Source organism: Sphingomonas lacusdianchii (assembly GCF_022664395.1).
Lineage (GTDB): Bacteria > Pseudomonadota > Alphaproteobacteria > Sphingomonadales > Sphingomonadaceae > Sphingomonas > Sphingomonas lacusdianchii.
The window spans coordinates 379868-397915 of sequence record NZ_JAKRET010000001.1; the positions used below are offsets into that span (position 1 = coordinate 379868).

The 18048-nt window shown below is 64.3% G+C and carries 22 protein-coding genes; all 22 read right to left on the minus strand.

Annotation, left to right across the window (positions count from 1 at the left end):
- Positions 1-38: 38 nt before the first annotated feature.
- Positions 39-524 (minus strand): NADH-quinone oxidoreductase subunit NuoI, encoded by a 486-nt coding sequence (gene nuoI / locus MF607_RS01730; protein WP_242115674.1) that lies wholly within the window; start codon positions 522-524, stop codon positions 39-41.
- Entirely contained in the window at positions 521-1576 is a 1056-nt protein-coding gene (nuoH, locus tag MF607_RS01735) for an NADH-quinone oxidoreductase subunit NuoH (RefSeq protein ID WP_242115675.1), read from the minus strand. Before nuoH ends, nuoI begins: the two co-directional genes overlap by 4 nt.
- Entirely contained in the window at positions 1573-3588 is a 2016-nt protein-coding gene (gene nuoG / locus MF607_RS01740) for an NADH-quinone oxidoreductase subunit NuoG (protein WP_242115676.1), read from the minus strand. The genes nuoH and nuoG overlap by 4 nt, the downstream gene beginning before the upstream one ends.
- Positions 3588-4892 (minus strand): NADH-quinone oxidoreductase subunit NuoF, encoded by a 1305-nt coding sequence (nuoF, locus tag MF607_RS01745; protein ID WP_056452184.1) that lies wholly within the window; start codon positions 4890-4892, stop codon positions 3588-3590. Before nuoF ends, nuoG begins: the two co-directional genes overlap by 1 nt.
- Positions 4893-4894: 2 nt before the next feature.
- Positions 4895-5065, minus strand: a complete 171-nt coding sequence (locus MF607_RS01750) for a hypothetical protein (protein WP_242115677.1) — start codon at positions 5063-5065, stop codon at positions 4895-4897.
- The gene (locus tag MF607_RS01755) at positions 5062-5742 is read right to left on the minus strand and encodes a complex I 24 kDa subunit family protein (RefSeq protein ID WP_242115678.1); all 681 of its coding nucleotides are present in this window, start codon (positions 5740-5742) and stop codon (positions 5062-5064) included. Before MF607_RS01755 ends, MF607_RS01750 begins: the two co-directional genes overlap by 4 nt.
- Positions 5742-6074 carry a nuclear transport factor 2 family protein gene (locus MF607_RS01760; protein WP_242115679.1) on the minus strand — a complete coding sequence of 111 codons (333 nt, stop codon included), beginning with the start codon at positions 6072-6074 and terminating at the stop codon, positions 5742-5744. Before MF607_RS01760 ends, MF607_RS01755 begins: the two co-directional genes overlap by 1 nt.
- Positions 6071-7294, minus strand: coding sequence for an NADH-quinone oxidoreductase subunit D (locus MF607_RS01765; protein WP_242115680.1), 1224 nt, complete (start codon positions 7292-7294; stop codon positions 6071-6073). Before MF607_RS01765 ends, MF607_RS01760 begins: the two co-directional genes overlap by 4 nt.
- Positions 7294-8151, minus strand: a complete 858-nt coding sequence (locus tag MF607_RS01770; protein WP_242115681.1) for an NADH-quinone oxidoreductase subunit C — start codon at positions 8149-8151, stop codon at positions 7294-7296. The genes MF607_RS01765 and MF607_RS01770 overlap by 1 nt, the downstream gene beginning before the upstream one ends.
- On the minus strand, positions 8148-8717 hold the full coding sequence (locus MF607_RS01775; protein WP_055755898.1) for a NuoB/complex I 20 kDa subunit family protein: 570 nt from the start codon (positions 8715-8717) through the stop codon (positions 8148-8150). The genes MF607_RS01770 and MF607_RS01775 overlap by 4 nt, the downstream gene beginning before the upstream one ends.
- Complete coding sequence (locus tag MF607_RS01780) at positions 8708-9082, minus strand: NADH-quinone oxidoreductase subunit A (RefSeq protein ID WP_056400661.1); 375 nt, start codon at positions 9080-9082, stop codon at positions 8708-8710. Before MF607_RS01780 ends, MF607_RS01775 begins: the two co-directional genes overlap by 10 nt.
- Positions 9083-9288: 206 nt before the next feature.
- Positions 9289-10104, minus strand: coding sequence for an inositol monophosphatase family protein (locus tag MF607_RS01785; RefSeq protein ID WP_242115682.1), 816 nt, complete (start codon positions 10102-10104; stop codon positions 9289-9291).
- A 126-nt stretch (positions 10105-10230) separates the two neighbouring features.
- On the minus strand, positions 10231-10794 hold the full coding sequence (gene efp / locus MF607_RS01790; RefSeq protein ID WP_242115683.1) for an elongation factor P: 564 nt from the start codon (positions 10792-10794) through the stop codon (positions 10231-10233).
- A 38-nt stretch (positions 10795-10832) separates the two neighbouring features.
- Positions 10833-11417: a M23 family metallopeptidase gene (locus MF607_RS01795; protein ID WP_242115684.1), complete on the minus strand. Its 585-nt coding sequence runs from the start codon at positions 11415-11417 to the stop codon at positions 10833-10835.
- A 10-nt stretch (positions 11418-11427) separates the two neighbouring features.
- The gene (locus MF607_RS01800) at positions 11428-12423 is read right to left on the minus strand and encodes a L,D-transpeptidase family protein (protein WP_242115685.1); all 996 of its coding nucleotides are present in this window, start codon (positions 12421-12423) and stop codon (positions 11428-11430) included.
- 58 nt (positions 12424-12481) lie between these two features.
- Positions 12482-13165, minus strand: coding sequence for a thiamine phosphate synthase (gene thiE / locus MF607_RS01805; RefSeq protein WP_242115686.1), 684 nt, complete (start codon positions 13163-13165; stop codon positions 12482-12484).
- Between the two features lie 230 nt (positions 13166-13395).
- Positions 13396-14301, minus strand: coding sequence for a fructose bisphosphate aldolase (locus MF607_RS01810; RefSeq protein WP_242115687.1), 906 nt, complete (start codon positions 14299-14301; stop codon positions 13396-13398).
- A 28-nt stretch (positions 14302-14329) separates the two neighbouring features.
- Positions 14330-14644, minus strand: a complete 315-nt coding sequence (locus MF607_RS01815; RefSeq protein WP_200913147.1) for a type II toxin-antitoxin system PemK/MazF family toxin — start codon at positions 14642-14644, stop codon at positions 14330-14332.
- An 8-nt stretch (positions 14645-14652) separates the two neighbouring features.
- Positions 14653-14889: a ribbon-helix-helix protein, CopG family gene (locus tag MF607_RS01820; RefSeq protein ID WP_055755878.1), complete on the minus strand. Its 237-nt coding sequence runs from the start codon at positions 14887-14889 to the stop codon at positions 14653-14655.
- A gap of 380 nt (positions 14890-15269) precedes the next feature.
- Positions 15270-16460 (minus strand): phosphoglycerate kinase, encoded by a 1191-nt coding sequence (locus MF607_RS01825; RefSeq protein WP_242115688.1) that lies wholly within the window; start codon positions 16458-16460, stop codon positions 15270-15272.
- Between the two features lie 89 nt (positions 16461-16549).
- Complete coding sequence (locus MF607_RS01830; RefSeq protein WP_242115689.1) at positions 16550-17026, minus strand: MOSC domain-containing protein; 477 nt, start codon at positions 17024-17026, stop codon at positions 16550-16552.
- Between the two features lie 4 nt (positions 17027-17030).
- A complete protein-coding gene (gene gap, locus MF607_RS01835; protein WP_242115690.1) occupies positions 17031-18038 on the minus strand; it encodes a type I glyceraldehyde-3-phosphate dehydrogenase in 1008 nt (335 codons plus the stop codon).
- Positions 18039-18048 lie beyond the last annotated feature (10 nt).

An 18048-nucleotide genomic window follows, 5' to 3' on the forward strand; every position in this document is an offset into this window, starting at 1 on the left:
GGATTTCCCGTCTCCGCCGGTACGGAACATGCGCGCCATTACCGATAGGGCGCGTCGCTCGCAAGGTTCGCGGCAATCGCGCGTTCCCAGCGGTCACCATTCGCGAGCAGCTTGTCCTTGTGGTAGATCAGCTCTTCGCGCGTTTCAGTGGCAAATTCGAAATTCGGCCCCTCAACGATCGCATCGACCGGGCAAGCTTCCTGACACAGGCCGCAATAGATGCACTTGGTCATATCGATGTCGTAGCGCGTCGTGCGGCGGCTGCCGTCCTCGCGCGGTTCGGCCTCGATGGTGATCGCCAGCGCAGGACAGACCGCTTCGCACAGCTTGCACGCAATGCAACGCTCCTCCCCACTGGGATAGCGACGAAGCGCGTGTTCGCCGCGGAAGCGTGGGCTCAGCGGGTTCTTTTCGTACGGATAGTTGATCGTCGCCTTGGGCTTGAAGAAGTACCGCAGCGTCAGCGCGTGCGCCTTCACGAACTCCCACAGCGTGAACGATCGGATGGTCTGGGCGATACTCATGCAGGCACTCCCACGCGCTGGAGCATCAGCCAGCCCGAGACGAGGAAAACAAAGGTCAGCGACAGCGGAAGAAAGATCTTCCAGCCCAGCCGCATCAGCTGATCATAGCGGTACCGCGGCACTGTCGCCTTGATCCAGCTGAACACGAAGAAGAAGAAGAACGTCTTGGCGAGGAACCAGATGATGCCAGGCACGAAATAAAGCGGCGCCCAGTCAACCGGCGGCAGCCAGCCACCCCAGAACAACAGCGCGTTGAGCGCACACATCAGGATAACGTTGGCATATTCGCCAAGCCAGAACAGCGCGAACGCCATCGACGAATATTCGGTCTGATAGCCCGCAACCAGTTCCGATTCCGCTTCGGTCAGATCGAACGGTGCACGCGCGGTTTCGGCAAGCGAGGAGATCAGGAAGACGACGGCCATCGGGAAAAGCAGCGGATTGAAACCGAAGCCGTTGATGAACCCGAAAATATGCGCACGCTGTTCGAGCACGATAGTCGTCAGATTGAACGACCCCGCCCACAGCACCACCGCAATCAGGACGAAACCGATCGCGACCTCGTAGCTGACCATCTGCGCGGCCGCACGCAACGCCGAATAGAAGGGATATTTCGAGTTCGAGGCCCAGCCCGAGATGATCACGCCATACACGCCCAGCGACGACGCCGCGAGGATATAGAGCAGGCCGACATTGATATCCGCCACAACCACGCCGACGTCGAACGGAATTACCGCCCAAACGATCAGCGCCACGGTGAAGGTGATGATCGGCGCGAGCAGGAACAGACCGCGATTGGCCGAGGACGGCACGATGGTTTCCTGAAGGAACACCTTCAGACCATCGGCGAACGACTGAAGCAGGCCGAGGGGACCGACGACGTTCGGACCACGACGCAGCGCCATCGCCGCCCAGATCTTGCGATCGGCATAGATGATCATCGCCACCGCCAACATCAGCGGCAGTGCAATGACCAATATGCCGACCAGCGTGGCGACGGTCCACGCCCAGCCATAGGGCAGACCGACGGTAGTTTCGAAGAACGAGGTCACTCGGCGGCCTCCGCGAAATCCTGGCCATGGACAAGTTCGGCCGAACAACGCTGCATCGTCGGGCTCGCCCGGCAGATCGCGTTGGTCAGGTAGAAGTCGGTCACCGGATAGGTCACCGTGCCCGACGCCTTAGCGTCGAGTGCCGGCGGGTTCCAGTCAAACCGCACCAGTCCTTCGCGACCGAGTTCGGGAACCGCCGCCGCCATCGCCGCACGCACGCCGGCGAAATCGTCGAACGGCAACGTCACGCCCAGCACTTCCGCCAGCGCCCGGAAGATCGTCCAGTCCTCGCGGGCGTCGCCCGGCGGGAATACGGCGCGGTCGCCGCGCTGCACGCGGCCTTCCATGTTGACATAGGTGCCCGCCTTTTCGGCATAGCTCGCACCCGGCAGCACGATGTCCGCTGCCGCCGCGCCTTTGTCGCCATGATGGCCGATATAGACCTTGGTCGCGCCCGCGAACTTGGTGAAATCGACTTCGTCGGCACCGAGGAAAAACACCAGCTTGGGGTTCGCAGCGAGGATATCGGCGATCCCGCCCGACTGCGCATAGCCCAGCATCAACGCGCCCATCCGGGCGGCGGCGAGATGGACGACGTTGAAGCCGTTCCACGTCGTGCCGTCCTCCAGCGTACGGACTAGACTGCCGTCCTTGGCAAGCTTCAACGCAGCGCCATGGCCATTCTTGAGCGCCGCCGGACCGACGATGACCATCGGCCGCTTGGCCGCATCCATCGCCTCGGCCGCGCGGTCAGGCAGACCGCCAAGCAGACCCATATCGTTACCCAGCCATTCCGCCTTGTAGGTCAGATCGACCTCCGGCCCGATCGCGAAGACGCGCGCGCCCTTCTTGATTGCCTTGCGGACGCGGGTGTTGATGAGCGGCGCTTCGTGCCGCAGGTCGGTGCCAACCAGGAGGATCGCATCGGCATCTTCGACGCCGGCGATCGTCGAATTGAACGCGACCGCGCCGAGATTGGTGACGTCGTAATCCATGCCCGTCTGCCGCCCTTCGAGCAACGACGAGCCGAGCGCGTTCACCAGCGCCTTGGCAGCGAACATCGTTTCGCAATCGAGCAGGTCCCCCGCGATCGCCGCAACGGACGAACCCGCATTGACCGCCGCGATCGCCGCAAAGGCATCGTCCCATTCAACTGCGACCAACCTTCCGTCCTTCCGGACATAGGGCTTGTCCAGACGGCGACGAACGAGACCATCGACCGCATGGCGCGTTTTGTCGTGCGCCCATTCCTCGTTCACGTCCTCATTGATGCGCGGGACGCAGCGCAAGACCTGCCGGCCACGGCTGTCGAGGCGGATATTGGTGCCGACCGCGTCCATCACGTCGATGGCCAGCGTCTTCTTCAGCTCCCACGGACGCGCTTCGAATGCATAGGGCTTCGACGTCAGCGCACCGACCGGGCACAGATCGACGACATTGCCCGACAGCTCGCTCGTTACCGCCTGTTCGAGGTAGGAGGTGATCTGCATATTCTCGCCGCGATAGATCGCGCCGATTTCCTCCACGCCCGCGACCTCTTCCGCAAAGCGGATACAGCGCGTGCATTGAATGCAGCGGGTCATGACCGTCTTGACGATCGGCCCCATATATTTCTCGGTGACGGCGCGCTTGTTCTCGTCATAGCGCGACGTGCCGCGACCATAAGCGATCGACTGGTCCTGCAGGTCGCATTCGCCGCCCTGATCGCAGATCGGACAGTCGAGCGGGTGGTTGATGAGCAGAAACTCCATCACGCCCTCGCGCGCGGCCTTCACCATCGCGCTGTCGGTGCGGATCTCCTGATTGTCGGCGGCGGGCAGCGCGCACGATGCCTGCGGCTTGGGCGGCCCCGGCTTCACCTCGACCAGACACATCCGGCAATTGCCGGCGATCGACAGCCGTTCGTGATAGCAGAAACGCGGAATTTCCTTCCCCGCCGCTTCGCACGCCTGAAGGACAGTGGCGCCCTGCGGCACCTCGACCTCGATCCCGTCTACTTTTACCTTCGGCATTATTCGGCCGCTTCCATCATGGGCGACATGCCGCCGCCGCGCTTCTCGTTGATCCGCCGTTCGATTTCCGGACGGAAGTTCTTGATGAGGCCCTGGATCGGCCACGCCGCCGCGTCGCCGAGCGCGCAGATGGTATGGCCTTCGACCTGCTTGGTCACCTGTTGCAGCATGTCGATTTCGGAAATGTCGGCGTCGCCCGTGCGCAGCCGTTCCATCACCCGCCACATCCAGCCCGTGCCTTCGCGGCACGGCGTGCATTGGCCGCAGCTCTCATGCTTGTAGAAGTAGCTCAGTCGGCTGATCGCGCGGACGACGTCGGTCGACTTGTCCATCACAATCACCGCCGCGGTGCCGAGGCCCGATCCGACCGCCTTCAGCCCGTCGAAATCCATCGGCGCGTCGATGATATGCTCGGCCTTGACCAACGGCACCGACGATCCACCGGGAATGACGCACAGAAGGTTGTCCCAGCCACCGCGGATACCGCCGCAATGCTTTTCGATCAGTTCGCGAAACGGGATGCTCATCGCTTCCTCGACCACGCAGGGACGGTTCACATGCCCGCTGATCTGGAACAGCTTGGTCCCGCGGTTATTCTCCGCGCCGAAGCTGGCGAACCATTCGGGGCTGCGGCGCAGGATCGTCGGCACGACCGCGATCGACTCGACGTTGTTGACCGTCGTCGGGCAGCCATAAAGCCCCGCACCCGCCGGGAACGGCGGCTTGAGCCGCGGCTGGCCCTTCTTGCCCTCGAGGCTTTCGAGCATCGCGGTTTCTTCGCCGCAGATATAGGCACCAGCGCCACGGTGCGCGAAGACGTCGAAGTCATAGCCCGAACCGCAGGCGTTCTTGCCGAGCAGACCCTTGGCATAGGCTTCAGCGATCGCCGCGAACAGCGTTTCTGCCTCGCGAATATATTCGCCGCGAATGTAGATATAGGCCGCGCGCGCGCGCATCGCGAAACCCGCGACCAGCGCGCCTTCGATCAGCTTGTGTGGATCATGCCGGATGATCTCGCGGTCCTTGCACGAACCCGGTTCGGATTCATCGGCGTTGATGACCAGGAAGTTCGGCCGGTCGGGCTTGGGCGCCTTCGGCATGAACGACCATTTCGTCCCGGTCGGGAAGCCTGCCCCGCCGCGCCCGCGCAGGCCCGATGCCTTGATCCGGTCGATGATCGTGTCGGGACCAAGCTGCAACAGCGCTTTGGTATTGTCCCAATCGCCGCGCATCACGGCGGCATCGAGGTTCCAAGGCTGGAACCCGTACACGTTGGTGAAGATGCGATCCTTGTCGGCCAGCATCCTTATCGTCCCTTCCCGATCGCCTTCTCGGCGACAAAATAAACGGCAACCATTGCCGCGATCCCGATCGCGATGCCGAGCAGTTTCAGTGCGCCGACGAACAATTCGAGCGCGATCCACAACACGACGATCCCGACCAGCACCGCGATCAACAGGCTGCCAAGCGCCCTCACGATGCCGTGCCCCATTCGGGCCGGTAATCATGGTTGTCTGTCATCATGGCAACCAGATTGGTCGGCTCACCGACCGGCTCGACCGTATGACGACCCGGTTCCTGCGTGCCGGGCTTCGGCGTTTCGCCCTTGCCCAATGCCTCAAGGATCACGGTCATGCGATCATAGTCGAGATCTTCGTAATTGTCGTCGTTGATCTGGACCATCGGCGCTGAGGCGCAATTGCCCATGCACTCGACCTCGGTCAGCGTGAACAGGCCGTCGGGCGTGGTCTTGCCCTTCACCAGCCCGCGGTTCTTGCACGCCGCAAACACGTCGTCCGAACCGCGTAGCATACACGGCGTCGTGCCGCAGACCTGCACATGATAGCGGCCGACCGGCGCGAGGTTGAACATCGTGTAGAAGGTCGCGACCTCGTACACCCGCATATAGGGAAGCCCGAGTTCGCGCGCGACGAATTCGATCACCGGCACCGGCAGCCAACCCTGGGTATGCGTCTCCGCCCCAACCTGCCGCTGGGCAAGATCGAGGAACGGGATGGTGCACGACTGCTGCCGTCCTTCGGGATAGCGCGCGACGATCTCACGCGCCTTTTCGGCGTTCGCAGAATTCCATGCGAAGTTACCCCAGCGCGCGCGGACTTCCGCTTCGTCGGGGATGTTGGGGGCATCGGCCATCAGCGAATAAACTCCACGCGGCTGACCTTGTCGCCGCTGAACGAATAGATGGTCATTACGTCGAACGGAGCGGCATTGGTCGAGCGTTGGACTCTTTCGTGCAGCACGACACGATCGCCCAGTTCGAACGATTGCAGGATTTCCGCATGATTCTGCGGAAATTCGGCGAAGACCGCCGCCATCCCGCTTTCCACGCCGGCACGTCCGTCACGCACCACGTCGCCGCGATACTGCGCCTCGCAGCCGTCATCGGCGAAGAAAGCGGCATAACCCGCCGCATCGCGCGCATTGTAGCGCTCGATCATCGCCGTCACGGTGTCGAGACGGCTCACCGGTCACACTCCCCGAACACGATGTCCATCGCCCCCAGGATCGCGGTGATGTCGGCGAGCATATGCCCCTTCGACATGAAGTCCATCGCCTGGAGATGGCTGAACGCCGTCGGGCGGATCTTCACGCGGTACGGCTTGTTGCTGCCGTCCGATACCATGTAGATGCCGAACTCCCCCTTGGGGCTTTCGGTCGCCACATAGACCTCGCCGGCGGGCACATGATAGCCTTCGGTATACAGCTTGAAGTGATGGATCAGCGCTTCCATCGACTGCTTCATCTCGGCGCGCTTGGGCGGCACGACCTTGCGGTCGTCGCTGGCGATCGGACCCTCGGGCATCTGCGCCAGACACTGTTTCATGATGCGGGCCGATTGCCACACTTCCTCGACGCGGACCATGAAGCGGTCATAGCAGTCGCCACGCGTGCCGACCGGAACGTCGAACTCGACGCGGTCATAGGCATCGTAGGGCTGCGCCTTGCGAATGTCCCACGGGATGCCCGCACCGCGGATCATCGGACCCGAGAAGCCCCAGCGCACCGCATCCTCGCGGCTGACGATGGCGATATCGACGTTGCGCTGTTTGAAGATGCGGTTCTCCGCCACCAGGCTGATCGCATCCCCGAACAGGCGCGGCAGACGGGTGTCGAGCCATTCGGCGATGTCGGTCAGTAGCTTGAGCGGCACGTCCTGATGAACGCCACCCGGCCGCAGATAATTATGGTGCATCCGCGCGCCCGACATGCGCTCGAAAAAGCCCATACAATCTTCGCGGATCTCGAACATCCACAGGTTCGGCGTCATCGCGCCGACATCCATCACGTGCGAACCGAGGTTCAGCATGTGATTGCAGATGCGCGTCAGCTCCGCAAAGAACACCCGCAGATACTGGGCGCGCAACGGCACTTCGATATCGAGCAACTTCTCGACCGCCAGCACATAGCTATGCTCCATGCACAGCGGCGAGCAGTAATCGAGCCGATCCATATACGGCAGCGCCTGCGCGTACGTCTTGTACTCGATCAGCTTCTCGGTGCCGCGATGCAACAGGCCGACATGCGGATCGATGCGTTCGATGATCTCGCCGTCCAGTTCGGTGACAAGGCGCAACACGCCGTGCGCGGCCGGGTGCTGCGGGCCGAAATTGATCGTATAGTTCTGGATCTCGACATCGCCCGGTGTCGGGTTCGCGGCGTCGATCTGAGGATCGTAATCGGCCATCACTTGTTCTCCGCCGACGAAGCCTTCGCATCGGGCGAGGGCACGTCGGGATCAACCGGCTTCTCATGCGACAGGTTGCCGGGGTGCGGCTTGCCCGCGCCGGTCTGTCCGGTGTGTTCGGTCGTCTTCACCTCGGGCGCGTTCGGTTCGGCCTTCTTTTCCGAATCATGCGCGCGGGTGACCTGATCGGCAGTCACCGGCGACTGCGCACCCGGTGCCTGTCCCGCAGCGGGCTTGGGCTGCGCGGCCTTCTCGTCACCCGGCAGGACATATTCGGCGCCTTCCCAGGGGCTCATGAAATCGAAGGTGCGGAAATCCTGCGCCAGCTTGACCGGTTCGTAAACGACGCGCTTGGCTTCTTCCGAATAGCGCATCTCGACATAGCCGGTCAGCGGGAAGTCCTTGCGCAGCGGATGGCCGCGAAAGCCATAGTCGGTCAGGATGCGCCGCAGGTCGGCATTGCCGGTGAACAGCACGCCGTACATGTCGTACACCTCGCGCTCGAGCCAGCCGGCATTGTACCAGATGCCCGTCACCGACGGCACCGGCCGTTCCTCATCGGTCGTCACGCGCACGCGGATGCGATGGTTCCGGGTCATCGACAGCAGATGATAGACGACGTCGAACCGCTCGGGCCGCTCGGGATAGTCGACGCCGGCAATTTCCGCCAACATCTCATACTTCAGGCCCGGTGTGTCGCGCAGCGCCTCCATCGCGATGACCAGACGGTCGCGATCGACGGTCAGCGAAACCTCGCCGACCTTGTCCTGCGCATCGAGCAGCATGTCGCCCAGCGCAGCAGTCGCCACATCAATGATGCCGTCATTCGTGGCGTAACGGGGTGCGGGCGCCCTCACCGTTCGATGCTCCCCGAACGGCGAATCTTCCGCTGCAACTGCATCACGCCATAGAGCAAGGCTTCGGCGGTTGGCGGGCAACCCGGGACATAGATGTCGACCGGCACCACGCGATCGCAACCACGCACGACGCTGTAGCTATAATGATAATAGCCGCCGCCATTGGCGCAGCTGCCCATCGAGATGACGTATTTCGGTTCCGACATCTGATCGTACACGCGACGCAGCGCCGGGGCCATCTTGTTGCACAGCGTGCCGGCGACGATCATCACGTCCGACTGGCGCGGGGAGGCGCGCGGGGCGGCACCGAAACGCTCCATGTCGTAGCGCGGCATGTTGACGTGGATCATCTCGACTGCGCAGCAGGCGAGCCCGAAGGTCATCCACCACAGCGAACCGGTCCGCGCCCATTGGAACAGGTCTTCGGTCGAGGTGACCAGAAAGCCCTTGTCGGTCAGTTCGCCGTTCAGGTCGTTGAAGAAGCCCTGATCGGGCGCCTGTACCGGCACGCCGGCGGCGTTACCCGCGCCGAATCCGTGCGGCGGCGTCGTGAGTTCTACTCCCATTCGAGAGCTCCCATCTTCCAAGCATATACAAGACCCAGCGCCAGTTCGCCGATGAACACCATCATCGACACCCACGCGGTCCAGCCAAGGTCGAACACCGAGACTGCCCAAGGATATAGGAACGCCGCTTCGAGGTCGAAGATGATGAACAGGATCGCGACCAGATAGAAACGCACGTCATACTGGCTGCGCGAATCCTCGAACGCGGGGAAACCGCATTCATATTCGGTCAGCTTTTCCGGCGTCGGCTTGTACGAACCGGTGAAACGCGATGCCACCATCGGCAGCACGACGAACGCCGTCGACAGCACCAGGGCTATCCCCAGGAACATCAGGATCGGCAGATATTGCGACAGGTCGACCAAGGCAGGGTCTCTCGCGGTTGCGGTATGAATGGAGCCGGCTTTAGGCCGATGCCGCGGGGGCATCAAGGGCGGAACAGGATAAGAATCACTCTCAATTCCGCCAGCGCCGGGCATGTGCAACGGCGGACCTCTGCACGATCGTCGCGCAAAGGCCCTGCCGTGGTATTTTCCGCCGGGCCAACCAGCCCGGCGCGATGCTTATCGGATCAGCGCAGCGCGCCGGCGACCAGCTTGTGCAGACGGGTCTGCATCTGTTCGTTGCTGGCCAGCACCTCACCCTTTTCATAGGCGCGGTCGGCGCCGCGATAGTCGGTGACGAAGCCGCCGGCTTCCTTCACCAGCAACATGCCCGCCGCGATATCCCACTTCTTCAGGCCCGATTCCCAGAAGCCGTCGAACCGGCCGGCTGCGACATAGGCGAGATCGAGGGCCGCCGAACCGAAGCGGCGGATGCCGGCAACCTCGGGCGCGACCGCGCCGAAGATGCGGGTCCACTCGCTAAAGTTGCCGTGACCGAGGAATGGAATGCCGGTCGCGATCAGCGCTTCCGATAGATCGCGCCGTGACGACACGCGCAGCCGCTGGCCCTGCAACCACGCGCCCCGGCCCTTTTCGGCCCAGAAGCCTTCGTCGGTGATCGGATTATACACCATCGCGGTCGTGATCTCGGGCTTGCCGCCGACGCCGTTCCGTTCCTCGACCGCGACCGAGATCGAGAAATGCGGGATGCCGTGGAGGAAGTTGGTCGTGCCGTCGAGCGGATCGACGATCCAGCGCGGCTTGGTCGGATCGCCGGCGATCTCGCCACCTTCCTCCAGCAACATGCCCCAGTCGGGACGCGCCTTGCGCAGTTCCTCAACCAGCGTTTCCTCGGCGCGCTTGTCGGCCATCGACACGAAGTCGGCCGGCCCCTTGCGGCTGACCTGCAGATGCTGGACCTCGCCGAAGTCGCGGCGCAGGCGCGGGCCGGTCTTGCGGACGGCGCGTTCGAGGACGGTGATGAGGCCGGACTGGGCGGACATGTTGGACTTCCTATGACTTCATTGCAGCGACACGGGCAAAGCCCGTGCCGTCGGTCGCAGCTACGCGCGCCGGCCGAGCCGGCGGCCTGGCGAAATAGCGTTCGCTATTTCGTCCGGCCGCTCGGCTTAATCCGCCCGCCGGACGTAGGTCTGCTCATACACATCGACCACAATGCGCGTCCCCGAAGCGATATGCGGCGGGACCATTACGCGGACGCCGTTGTCGAGCATGGCGGGCTTGTACGACGACGACGCCGTCTGGCCCTTCACCACCGCATCGGCCTCGACGATCGTCGCCTCGATCGTGTCGGGCAACTGGACGCTGATCGCTTCGTCTTCATAGAGTTCCATGACGACGTCCATGCCGTCCTGCAGGAAGGCGGCGGCATCGCCCAGCAGGTCGCGCGGCAGCGATACCTGGTCGTAGGTTTCCTTGTCCATGAACACCAGCATGTCGCCTTCGGGATACAGGAACTGGAAGTCCTTGGTATCCAGCCGGATGCGCTCGACCGTCTCGGCCGAGCGGAAGCGGACATTGTTCTTGCGGCCGTCGCGCAGGTTCTTCATCTCGACCTGCATATAGGCGCCGCCCTTGCCCGGCTGCGTATGCTGGATCTTGACCGCGCGCCAGATGCCGCCTTCATATTCGATGATGTTGCCGGGGCGAATGTCGACGCCGCTGATCTTCATGACGAACTATACCTGTTGGAAAGAGCGAAGCTGCGCCCTTACCGCTCCGCCCGGCCGCGGGCAAGCAGCGGATAGGGGTCAATCGCCCGCCCCTGATGCCATGCCTCGTCGGGTAGCAGCCGTTCGATCCCGAAATGGAGATGGGTGTTGCCGGCGCCGGCATTGCCGGTGTCGCCGACCCGGCCGATCGGATCGCCCGCCTGCACCCGGCCCCCTTCGCGCAGACCGGGCGCATAGCCGGCGAGGTGGGCGTAGTAATAGGACAGCCGCCGGTCGGGCGCGCGGACATAGGCGGTGATCCCGCCGCCGCCGTCGCTGTAGAACAGTTTTTCGACCACCCCGTCCGCCGCTGCGACGACCGGCGTGCCGCCCGGTGCCATGATGTCGGTTCCGGTATGGCCGCGCGATCCACCGCCGCGGCTGTCGCCCCAGCTATCGCGGATATCGGACCAGCGCGCGCCCTGTACCGGCATTACCAGTCCGCCCGCCGCAAGCTGTTCGGCCGGGCGCACCTGCTGCGCGGATCGGCGTGGTGCTGCCGATCCGCCGAAGTCGACCAGCCAGGCCGCCAGTGCGCCGATCACCGCGAACAGGCCGAGAAAGGTCCAGCCGATCCGGTTCATCGCCCCTGCCCTATGGCTGGAAGATCGCCGGCGTGCCCGGCTTGACCATCAGCGACAGGCGGGCGGCGTCCCAGTTGGTCAGGCGGATGCAGCCATTGCTTTCGGTCTTGCCGATATTCTCCGGCTCGGGCGTGCCGTGGACGCCGTAATGCTCCTTTGACAGATCGATCCAGACGACGCCGACCGGATTGTTCGGGCCTGGCGGCACGATCTCCTTGCTGTCCGACTTGTCGGCATGGCGCAGGATCGCGGGATTATATTGCCAGTCGGGATTGGGGGCGACGCCCTGTATCGTCCATTTGCCGATCGGCAGGGGATCGTGCGACGAACCCATCGTCGCCGGGAACTGGGCGAGGATGCGGTCGCCGGCATAGGCGCGCAGCCAGCCCTCCGACTTGTCGACCACGACCCGGTCGGCCTGCTGCTGATTCGCATCAATGTTCAGATTGGCCAGCGTCTGACGATATTCGGGCGACCAGGTATCGGCATAGCTGCGCGATGCGGGCAGGACGTTGGGGAAGACGACGCGGGTGCCGGGGCTGAGCATCGTCTCGCGACTGTTCAGCGCGACCAGCGTGGCGGGCGTGGTGTGGAACATCTCCGCCAGCTTTTCGAGCGGCGAGCGATAGCCGATCACCGTCAGCTTCGCCTGTTCGGCATAATCCTTCGGAATCGGGTTGGTGTAAGGCCCGGCGAGCGCGCGGTCGGACAGGGTCAGCGTCACGGTAGCCGGGCGCATGTTGGGATTGAGCGCGCGGACGGTCGCCGGGTCGAGCTTGCCGGTGACGGGCAGGTCGCGCGCCGACTGGAACCCGCGCAACGCCTTGGCGAAGGCGGGGCTGTCGCGACCGTCGATCACCCCGACGGTGAAGCCATGGCGATCGAGCAGCACCTGCGCATGCAGGACATTCCGGTCGATCGCCGGCAGCGTCTGTGGTGCGGGCGCGGGCGCCTGTGCCATCGCCGCGCCACCCAACAGAATCGCCGCCCATGCCAGTCGCTTCATGACCCCTCCTCGAATTCGTTGAGGCTGGATAACGAACGGCCGGCAAAGACGTTTCCGACTATCCGAGCACTTCCGCAAAGGCGCGGACGGCGGCGGCTTCGTCGCCGTTCCACACCGCACCCGATACCGCGAGGAAGTCGGCACCGGCTGCGATGAGCGGCGCGGCATTGGCGGGCGTGATGCCGCCGATCGCGACGCAGGGCAGTTCGAACACGGCCGACCACCATGACAGGATCACCGGTTCAGGAACGTGGCGCACTTCCTTGGTGGTGGTGGGATAGAAGGCACCGAAGGCGACATAATCGGCCCCGGCCTCCCCCGCTTCCATGGCAAGGTGACGGCTGTCGTGCGCGGTCACGCCGATCTGGGCGTTCGGACCGAGCACGTCGCGCGCCTCGCGCGGGTCACCATCCTCCTGCCCGAGATGGACGCCATCGGCGCCGAGCCGCTTGGCAAGGCTGATGCTGTCATTGACGAGGAAGGCGACGTCGCGGTCGGCGCAGATGCGCTGGAGCGGTTCGGCCAGACGCGCGGCGGCGTGCTGGTCGACGTCCTTCACCCGGAACTGGAAAGCGGCGACGGGGCCGGCATCGAGCGCGCGGGCAAGGCGGTCGGGGAAGGTCCCGGTCACGTCGAGCGGCGAGATCAGATAGAGCTGGCACGGCGGACGGCGCACGTCGCGGACGAACTGCTTCGCGAAATCGGGGGACAGCGGGCCGAGCGGATCTTCGTCGAGGGTCATGGACCCTCCCTGCCCCAGTGCAGCGGTCGGTGGAAGGGTGTGCGGACCCCAAAGTTCACTAAGTTCACACTTGCCGCGTTTTTGCACGCACAGTTGCGAGTGACTGGCAGCTCGTCGACCCGAGGAGGACGAACTCCTCTGCCGCCGGCTTCACCCACCAATGACAAAAAGCACCGGACGCGCAAACGCCCGATGCCCTTTTGCCATGCCCCGCAGGCGGTAGGAAAGCGTTACGCCGCGACCAGCGCCTTCTGCGTCGAGGCGGCGTGAATTTCGTCGATCGCGTCGCCCAAAGCCTTGTCGAACTCGGCGCCGGTCATCTGCTGGCGCAGGTCGGACAGCAGCGCGCGGCTGAAGCTAGCGATGATGCCGGGGTTCTTGGCCAGTTCGGCGCAGGCTTCGGTGCGGCCGAACCCGCCCGACAGCGCGACGACGCGCAGCACGCGCGGATGGTCGACCAAAGGCTGGAACAGGCCAGGCTTGGCCGGCAGCGACAGTTTCAGCATCACCTTGTCATCGCCCGGCAGCGCATCGAGCGCCTTCAGCGTCTCGTCGAGCAGGATCTGGTCGGCCTCGGCCCGCTCGGGGCTCTTGATGTTCACTTCCGGTTCGATGATCGGCATCAGGCCGGCGGCGAGGACCTGCTGCGCCACCTCGAACTGCTGCTTCACGACCGCTGCAATGCCCTCTGCATTCGCAAGGTTGATGACCGAGCGTTCCTTGGTACCGAAGATGCCGAGCTTTGCGGCGCGGGCGAGCAGTTCGTCGAGGCCGGGGTTCGGCTTCATCAGCTGCACGCCGTTCGCTTCGTCCTCGAGACCCTTGTCGATCTTGAGGAACGGGACGACGCCCTTGTCGGCCAGCGCCTGGGGCACCGGCTTGCCGCCCGCCTGCCCGTCCATCGTGCGTTCGAACAGGATCGCGCCGATCACCTTGTCCCCGGTGAAGGCGTCGGAGGTGATGATCCGGGCGCGCATGTCATGGATCAGGCCGAACATTTCCTCATCGGTCGACCATGCGCCGTCCTCGACGCCATAGCCCTTCAGCGCCTTCGGCGTCGACCCGCCGCTCTGGTCGAGCGCGGCGATGAAACCCTGTCCGTCGGCAATCTTCGCAGTCATGTCAGCGGTGTTCATGGGCGTTCCCCTTAGGTTCGGAAAGAAATCAGAGCGCGAGCCAGCGCCGCAGCGCCTGATCCACCTGCTCCATCGATGTTGCAGTCGCTTGACCGAGCACGCGGACGATGCGGCTGCGGCGGAGCGTCTTGATCTTGTCGACCTGCGCTTCGCTCTCGACCGAGATGCCGGTCGTGTCGGAGGGGGCGAAGGGTACGCGGAACAGCGTCTCGCCACCGGTCAGGCTGGTCATCGGGATCAGCGTGACCGAGGCGTGCGCTTCGTTGAACAAATCGGATTGCACGACCAGAAAGGGCCGGCGCTTGTTGGCCAGTGCCTCGGGTCCTTCGACCAGCACGATCATGCCGCGCCTTATCTCCACCGGCCGTCCTCCGCCTCGACGCGATCGAAAAACGCCCAGTCGGCGCCGTCGTCGCGGGCGGCGGCGCGTTCGGACTGGCGGCGGGCTTCGGCGCGAAAGGCTTCGTCGTGGAGTTCGACGTAACGGCGCACGGCATCGCGGGCGATGTCGCTCTTCGAGCGTCCCTGCGAGCGAGCGACATTGGCCAGTCGCTCCTCCAGCTCGGTATCGAGTCGTACGCCTAGCACCCGGTGCCACCTCCCGTTTAACGTGTTGAACGGGTAGCTTGGGTTGGGGTTAGGATCAAGCGGGTTGTTGCGGCATGGGTGTTTCAGAAGAAGAAGTCGGTTTCACGCGAAGGCGCAAAGGCGCAAAGAGAAGAATTGGTTCGCGCAGAGGCGCAGAGGCGCGGAGAAGTTGCGTTTGTAGCGCCGTCTCGCGTCAGCGAGACCTTCATGCATTCGGCAGCGAGCCGATTGAGCACCGCTGGCGCGGCGAGGACGACATTCTCTGCGCCTCCGCGCCTCCGCGCGAAACCTCTTATCTTTTTCTTCTTTGCGCCTTCGCGCCTTCGCGTGAACCAGTACGTCGCCCGGCATCGATACCGGGCGACGTGCTGCCGACAGGATCAGCGTGCCAGTGCGGCGACGCCGGGCAGTTCCTTGCCCTCCATCCATTCGAGGAACGCGCCGCCGGCGGTCGAGACGAAGCTGAACTGGTCGGCGACGCCGGCCTGGTTGAGCGCCGCGACGGTATCGCCGCCGCCGGCGACCGATACCAGCGACCCGTCGGCGGTCAGCGCCGCCGCGGTCCGGGCGAGCGCGACGGTGGCGACGTCGAAGGGCGGGGTTTCGAAGGCGCCCATCGGCCCGTTCCACACCAGAGTCCGGCAGTTCTTGAGCACATCGCCCAGCGCCTCGGTCGCGGCGGGGCCGACGTCGAGGATCATTTCGTCGGCGGCGACTTCATGGACGTTGACGGTGCGGGTCGCCGGGTTCGGCTTGAATTCGGTCGCGACGACGACGTCATAGGGCAGATGGATGGTGCAGCCGGCCTTTTCCGCCGCCGCGAAGATTTCGTCCGCCGTGTCGGTCAGTTCATGCTCGCACAGCGACTTGCCGACATCGACGCCGCGCGCGGCGAGGAAGGTGTTGGCCATGCCGCCGCCGATGATCAGGTGATCGACCTGCCCGACCAGATGCTTCAGCACGTCGAGCTTCGACGACACCTTCGCCCCGCCGACGACCGCCGCGACCGGATGCTGCGGGTTGCCGAGCGCCTTGTCGAGTGCGTCGAGTTCGGCCTCCATCTGCCGGCCGGCAAAAGCGGGAAGCTTGTGCGCCAGCCCCTCGGTCGAGGCATGTGCACGATGCGCGGCAGAGAAAGCGTCGTTGACATAATAGTCGCCGAGCGCGGCCATGGTTTCAACCAGTTGCGGGTCGTTCTTCTCCTCGCCCGCGAAGAAGCGCGTATTCTCCAGCACGGCGATGTCACCCGGCTGCATCATCCGCACCGCTTCGGCAGCGCCGGTCCAGTCGACGAAGCGAACCTCGCGGCCGAGCACGTCCGACAGCGGCTTGGTGACCGGGGCCAGCGACATGGTCGGGTTGGGTTGCCCCTTGGGACGGCCGAAATGGGCGAGAATCAGGACGATCGCGCCGCGATCCGCGAGGTCGGTGACGGTGCCAATGGTGGCGCGCAGGCGAGTGTCGTCGGTGACGGCGCCATCGGCCATCGGCACGTTCAGATCCTCGCGGACCAGCACGCGCTTGCCGGTGAGGTCGCCCATGTCGTCGAGCGTCTTGAAATTACGGCTCATGTCAGTTCCCCTGATGGTCCCCCGGCCGTCCTGAAGGAGCCATCGCGCCGAACCGATGCTTCGATACGGGCCTTCGACAAGCTCAGTCCCTACTCAGCACGAACGGGGGCGTTGTTTTCGATAGTTATCCGGTCGCCGACGCTGATCTGGCCGCCCTCGATCACCCGCGCCAGCGCGCCGCCGCGCCAGTCGGGGATCAGCGCGCCGCGCAACCCCTCGACAATAGTCTCCATGCGACTGCACGGATCGCATTCCTTGGTGATTTCGAGCAGCACCGGGCCGACGCGCACGAGGCTCCCACGCGTCTGCGGCAGGTCGAAATCCTCGACAAGCAGGTTCGCGCGGCGTTCCCACCATGGCAGGTCGTGGCCGACCTCGCGCATCGCCTGCGCCCAGTCGCCGACTTCCATCAGCGACACCTGCCGGTTGTTGCGGCCGGGTTTGAGCGCGCCGCGGAAATCGCCGTCGAGACCGGTTTCGACGGTGACGCGCACCGTCTGCACCAGCTCGATCGGCCCGCGCGAAAAGGCGTGGCGGGCGATGCCCTTCAGGATACCGCCCGCCATCGGGTCAGCCCAGCTTCGCCATCGCGGTCGCGGTGTCGACCATGCGGTTCGAGAAGCCCCATTCATTGTCGTACCACGACACGACGCGGACCAGCTTACCGTCGAGCACGGCGGTCTCGAGACTGTCGACGGTCGACGATGCGGGAGTGTGGACGATGTCGATCGAGACCAGCGGGTCCTCCGAATAGACCAGCACGCCCTTGAGCGGGCCCGATTCCGACGCCGCCTTCAGGATCGAGTTCACCTCGTCCTTGGTCGTGTCGCGCTTGGGCGTGAAGGTCAGGTCGACGAGGCTGCCGTCCGGCACGGGGACGCGGACCGCCGAACCGTCGAGCTTGCCCTTCAGTTCGGGCAGCACTTCACCGACCGCGCGGGCGGCGCCGGTGGTGGTCGGGATCATCGACATCGCAGCGGCACGGGCGCGACGCAGATCGGGGTGGATCTGGTCGAGGATCTTCTGATCGTTGGTATAGGCGTGGATCGTGGTCATCAGGCCACGTTCGATGCCGATCGAATCGTTCAGCACCTTGGCAACCGGCGCGAGGCAGTTGGTCGTGCACGACGCGTTCGACACGATCGTGTGGCCGGCCTCCAGCTTGTCGTGGTTGACGCCGTAGACGACGGTCAGGTCGACATTCTTGCCGGGTGCCGAGATCAGTACGCGCCTCGCACCGGCATCGATATGCTTCTGGCACGAGGTGCGGTCGGTGAAGAAGCCGGTGCATTCGAGGACCAGTTCGACGCCCAGTTCCTTATGCGGCAGGTTCGCCGGATCGCGCTCGGCGGTGACGCGGATGCGCTTGCCGTCGATGACCAGATCGTCACCCTCGGCCGACACGTCGCCCGGATATTTGCCATGGACCGAGTCGCGGCTGAACAGCCATGCATTCGACTTGGCATCGGCAAGGTCGTTGATCGTGACCAGTTCGAGGCCGCTGTCGGGCCGTTCGAGGATCGCGCGCGCCACCAGGCGCCCGATGCGCCCGAAACCGTTGATCGCTACTTTCGTCATATCCGCGTCT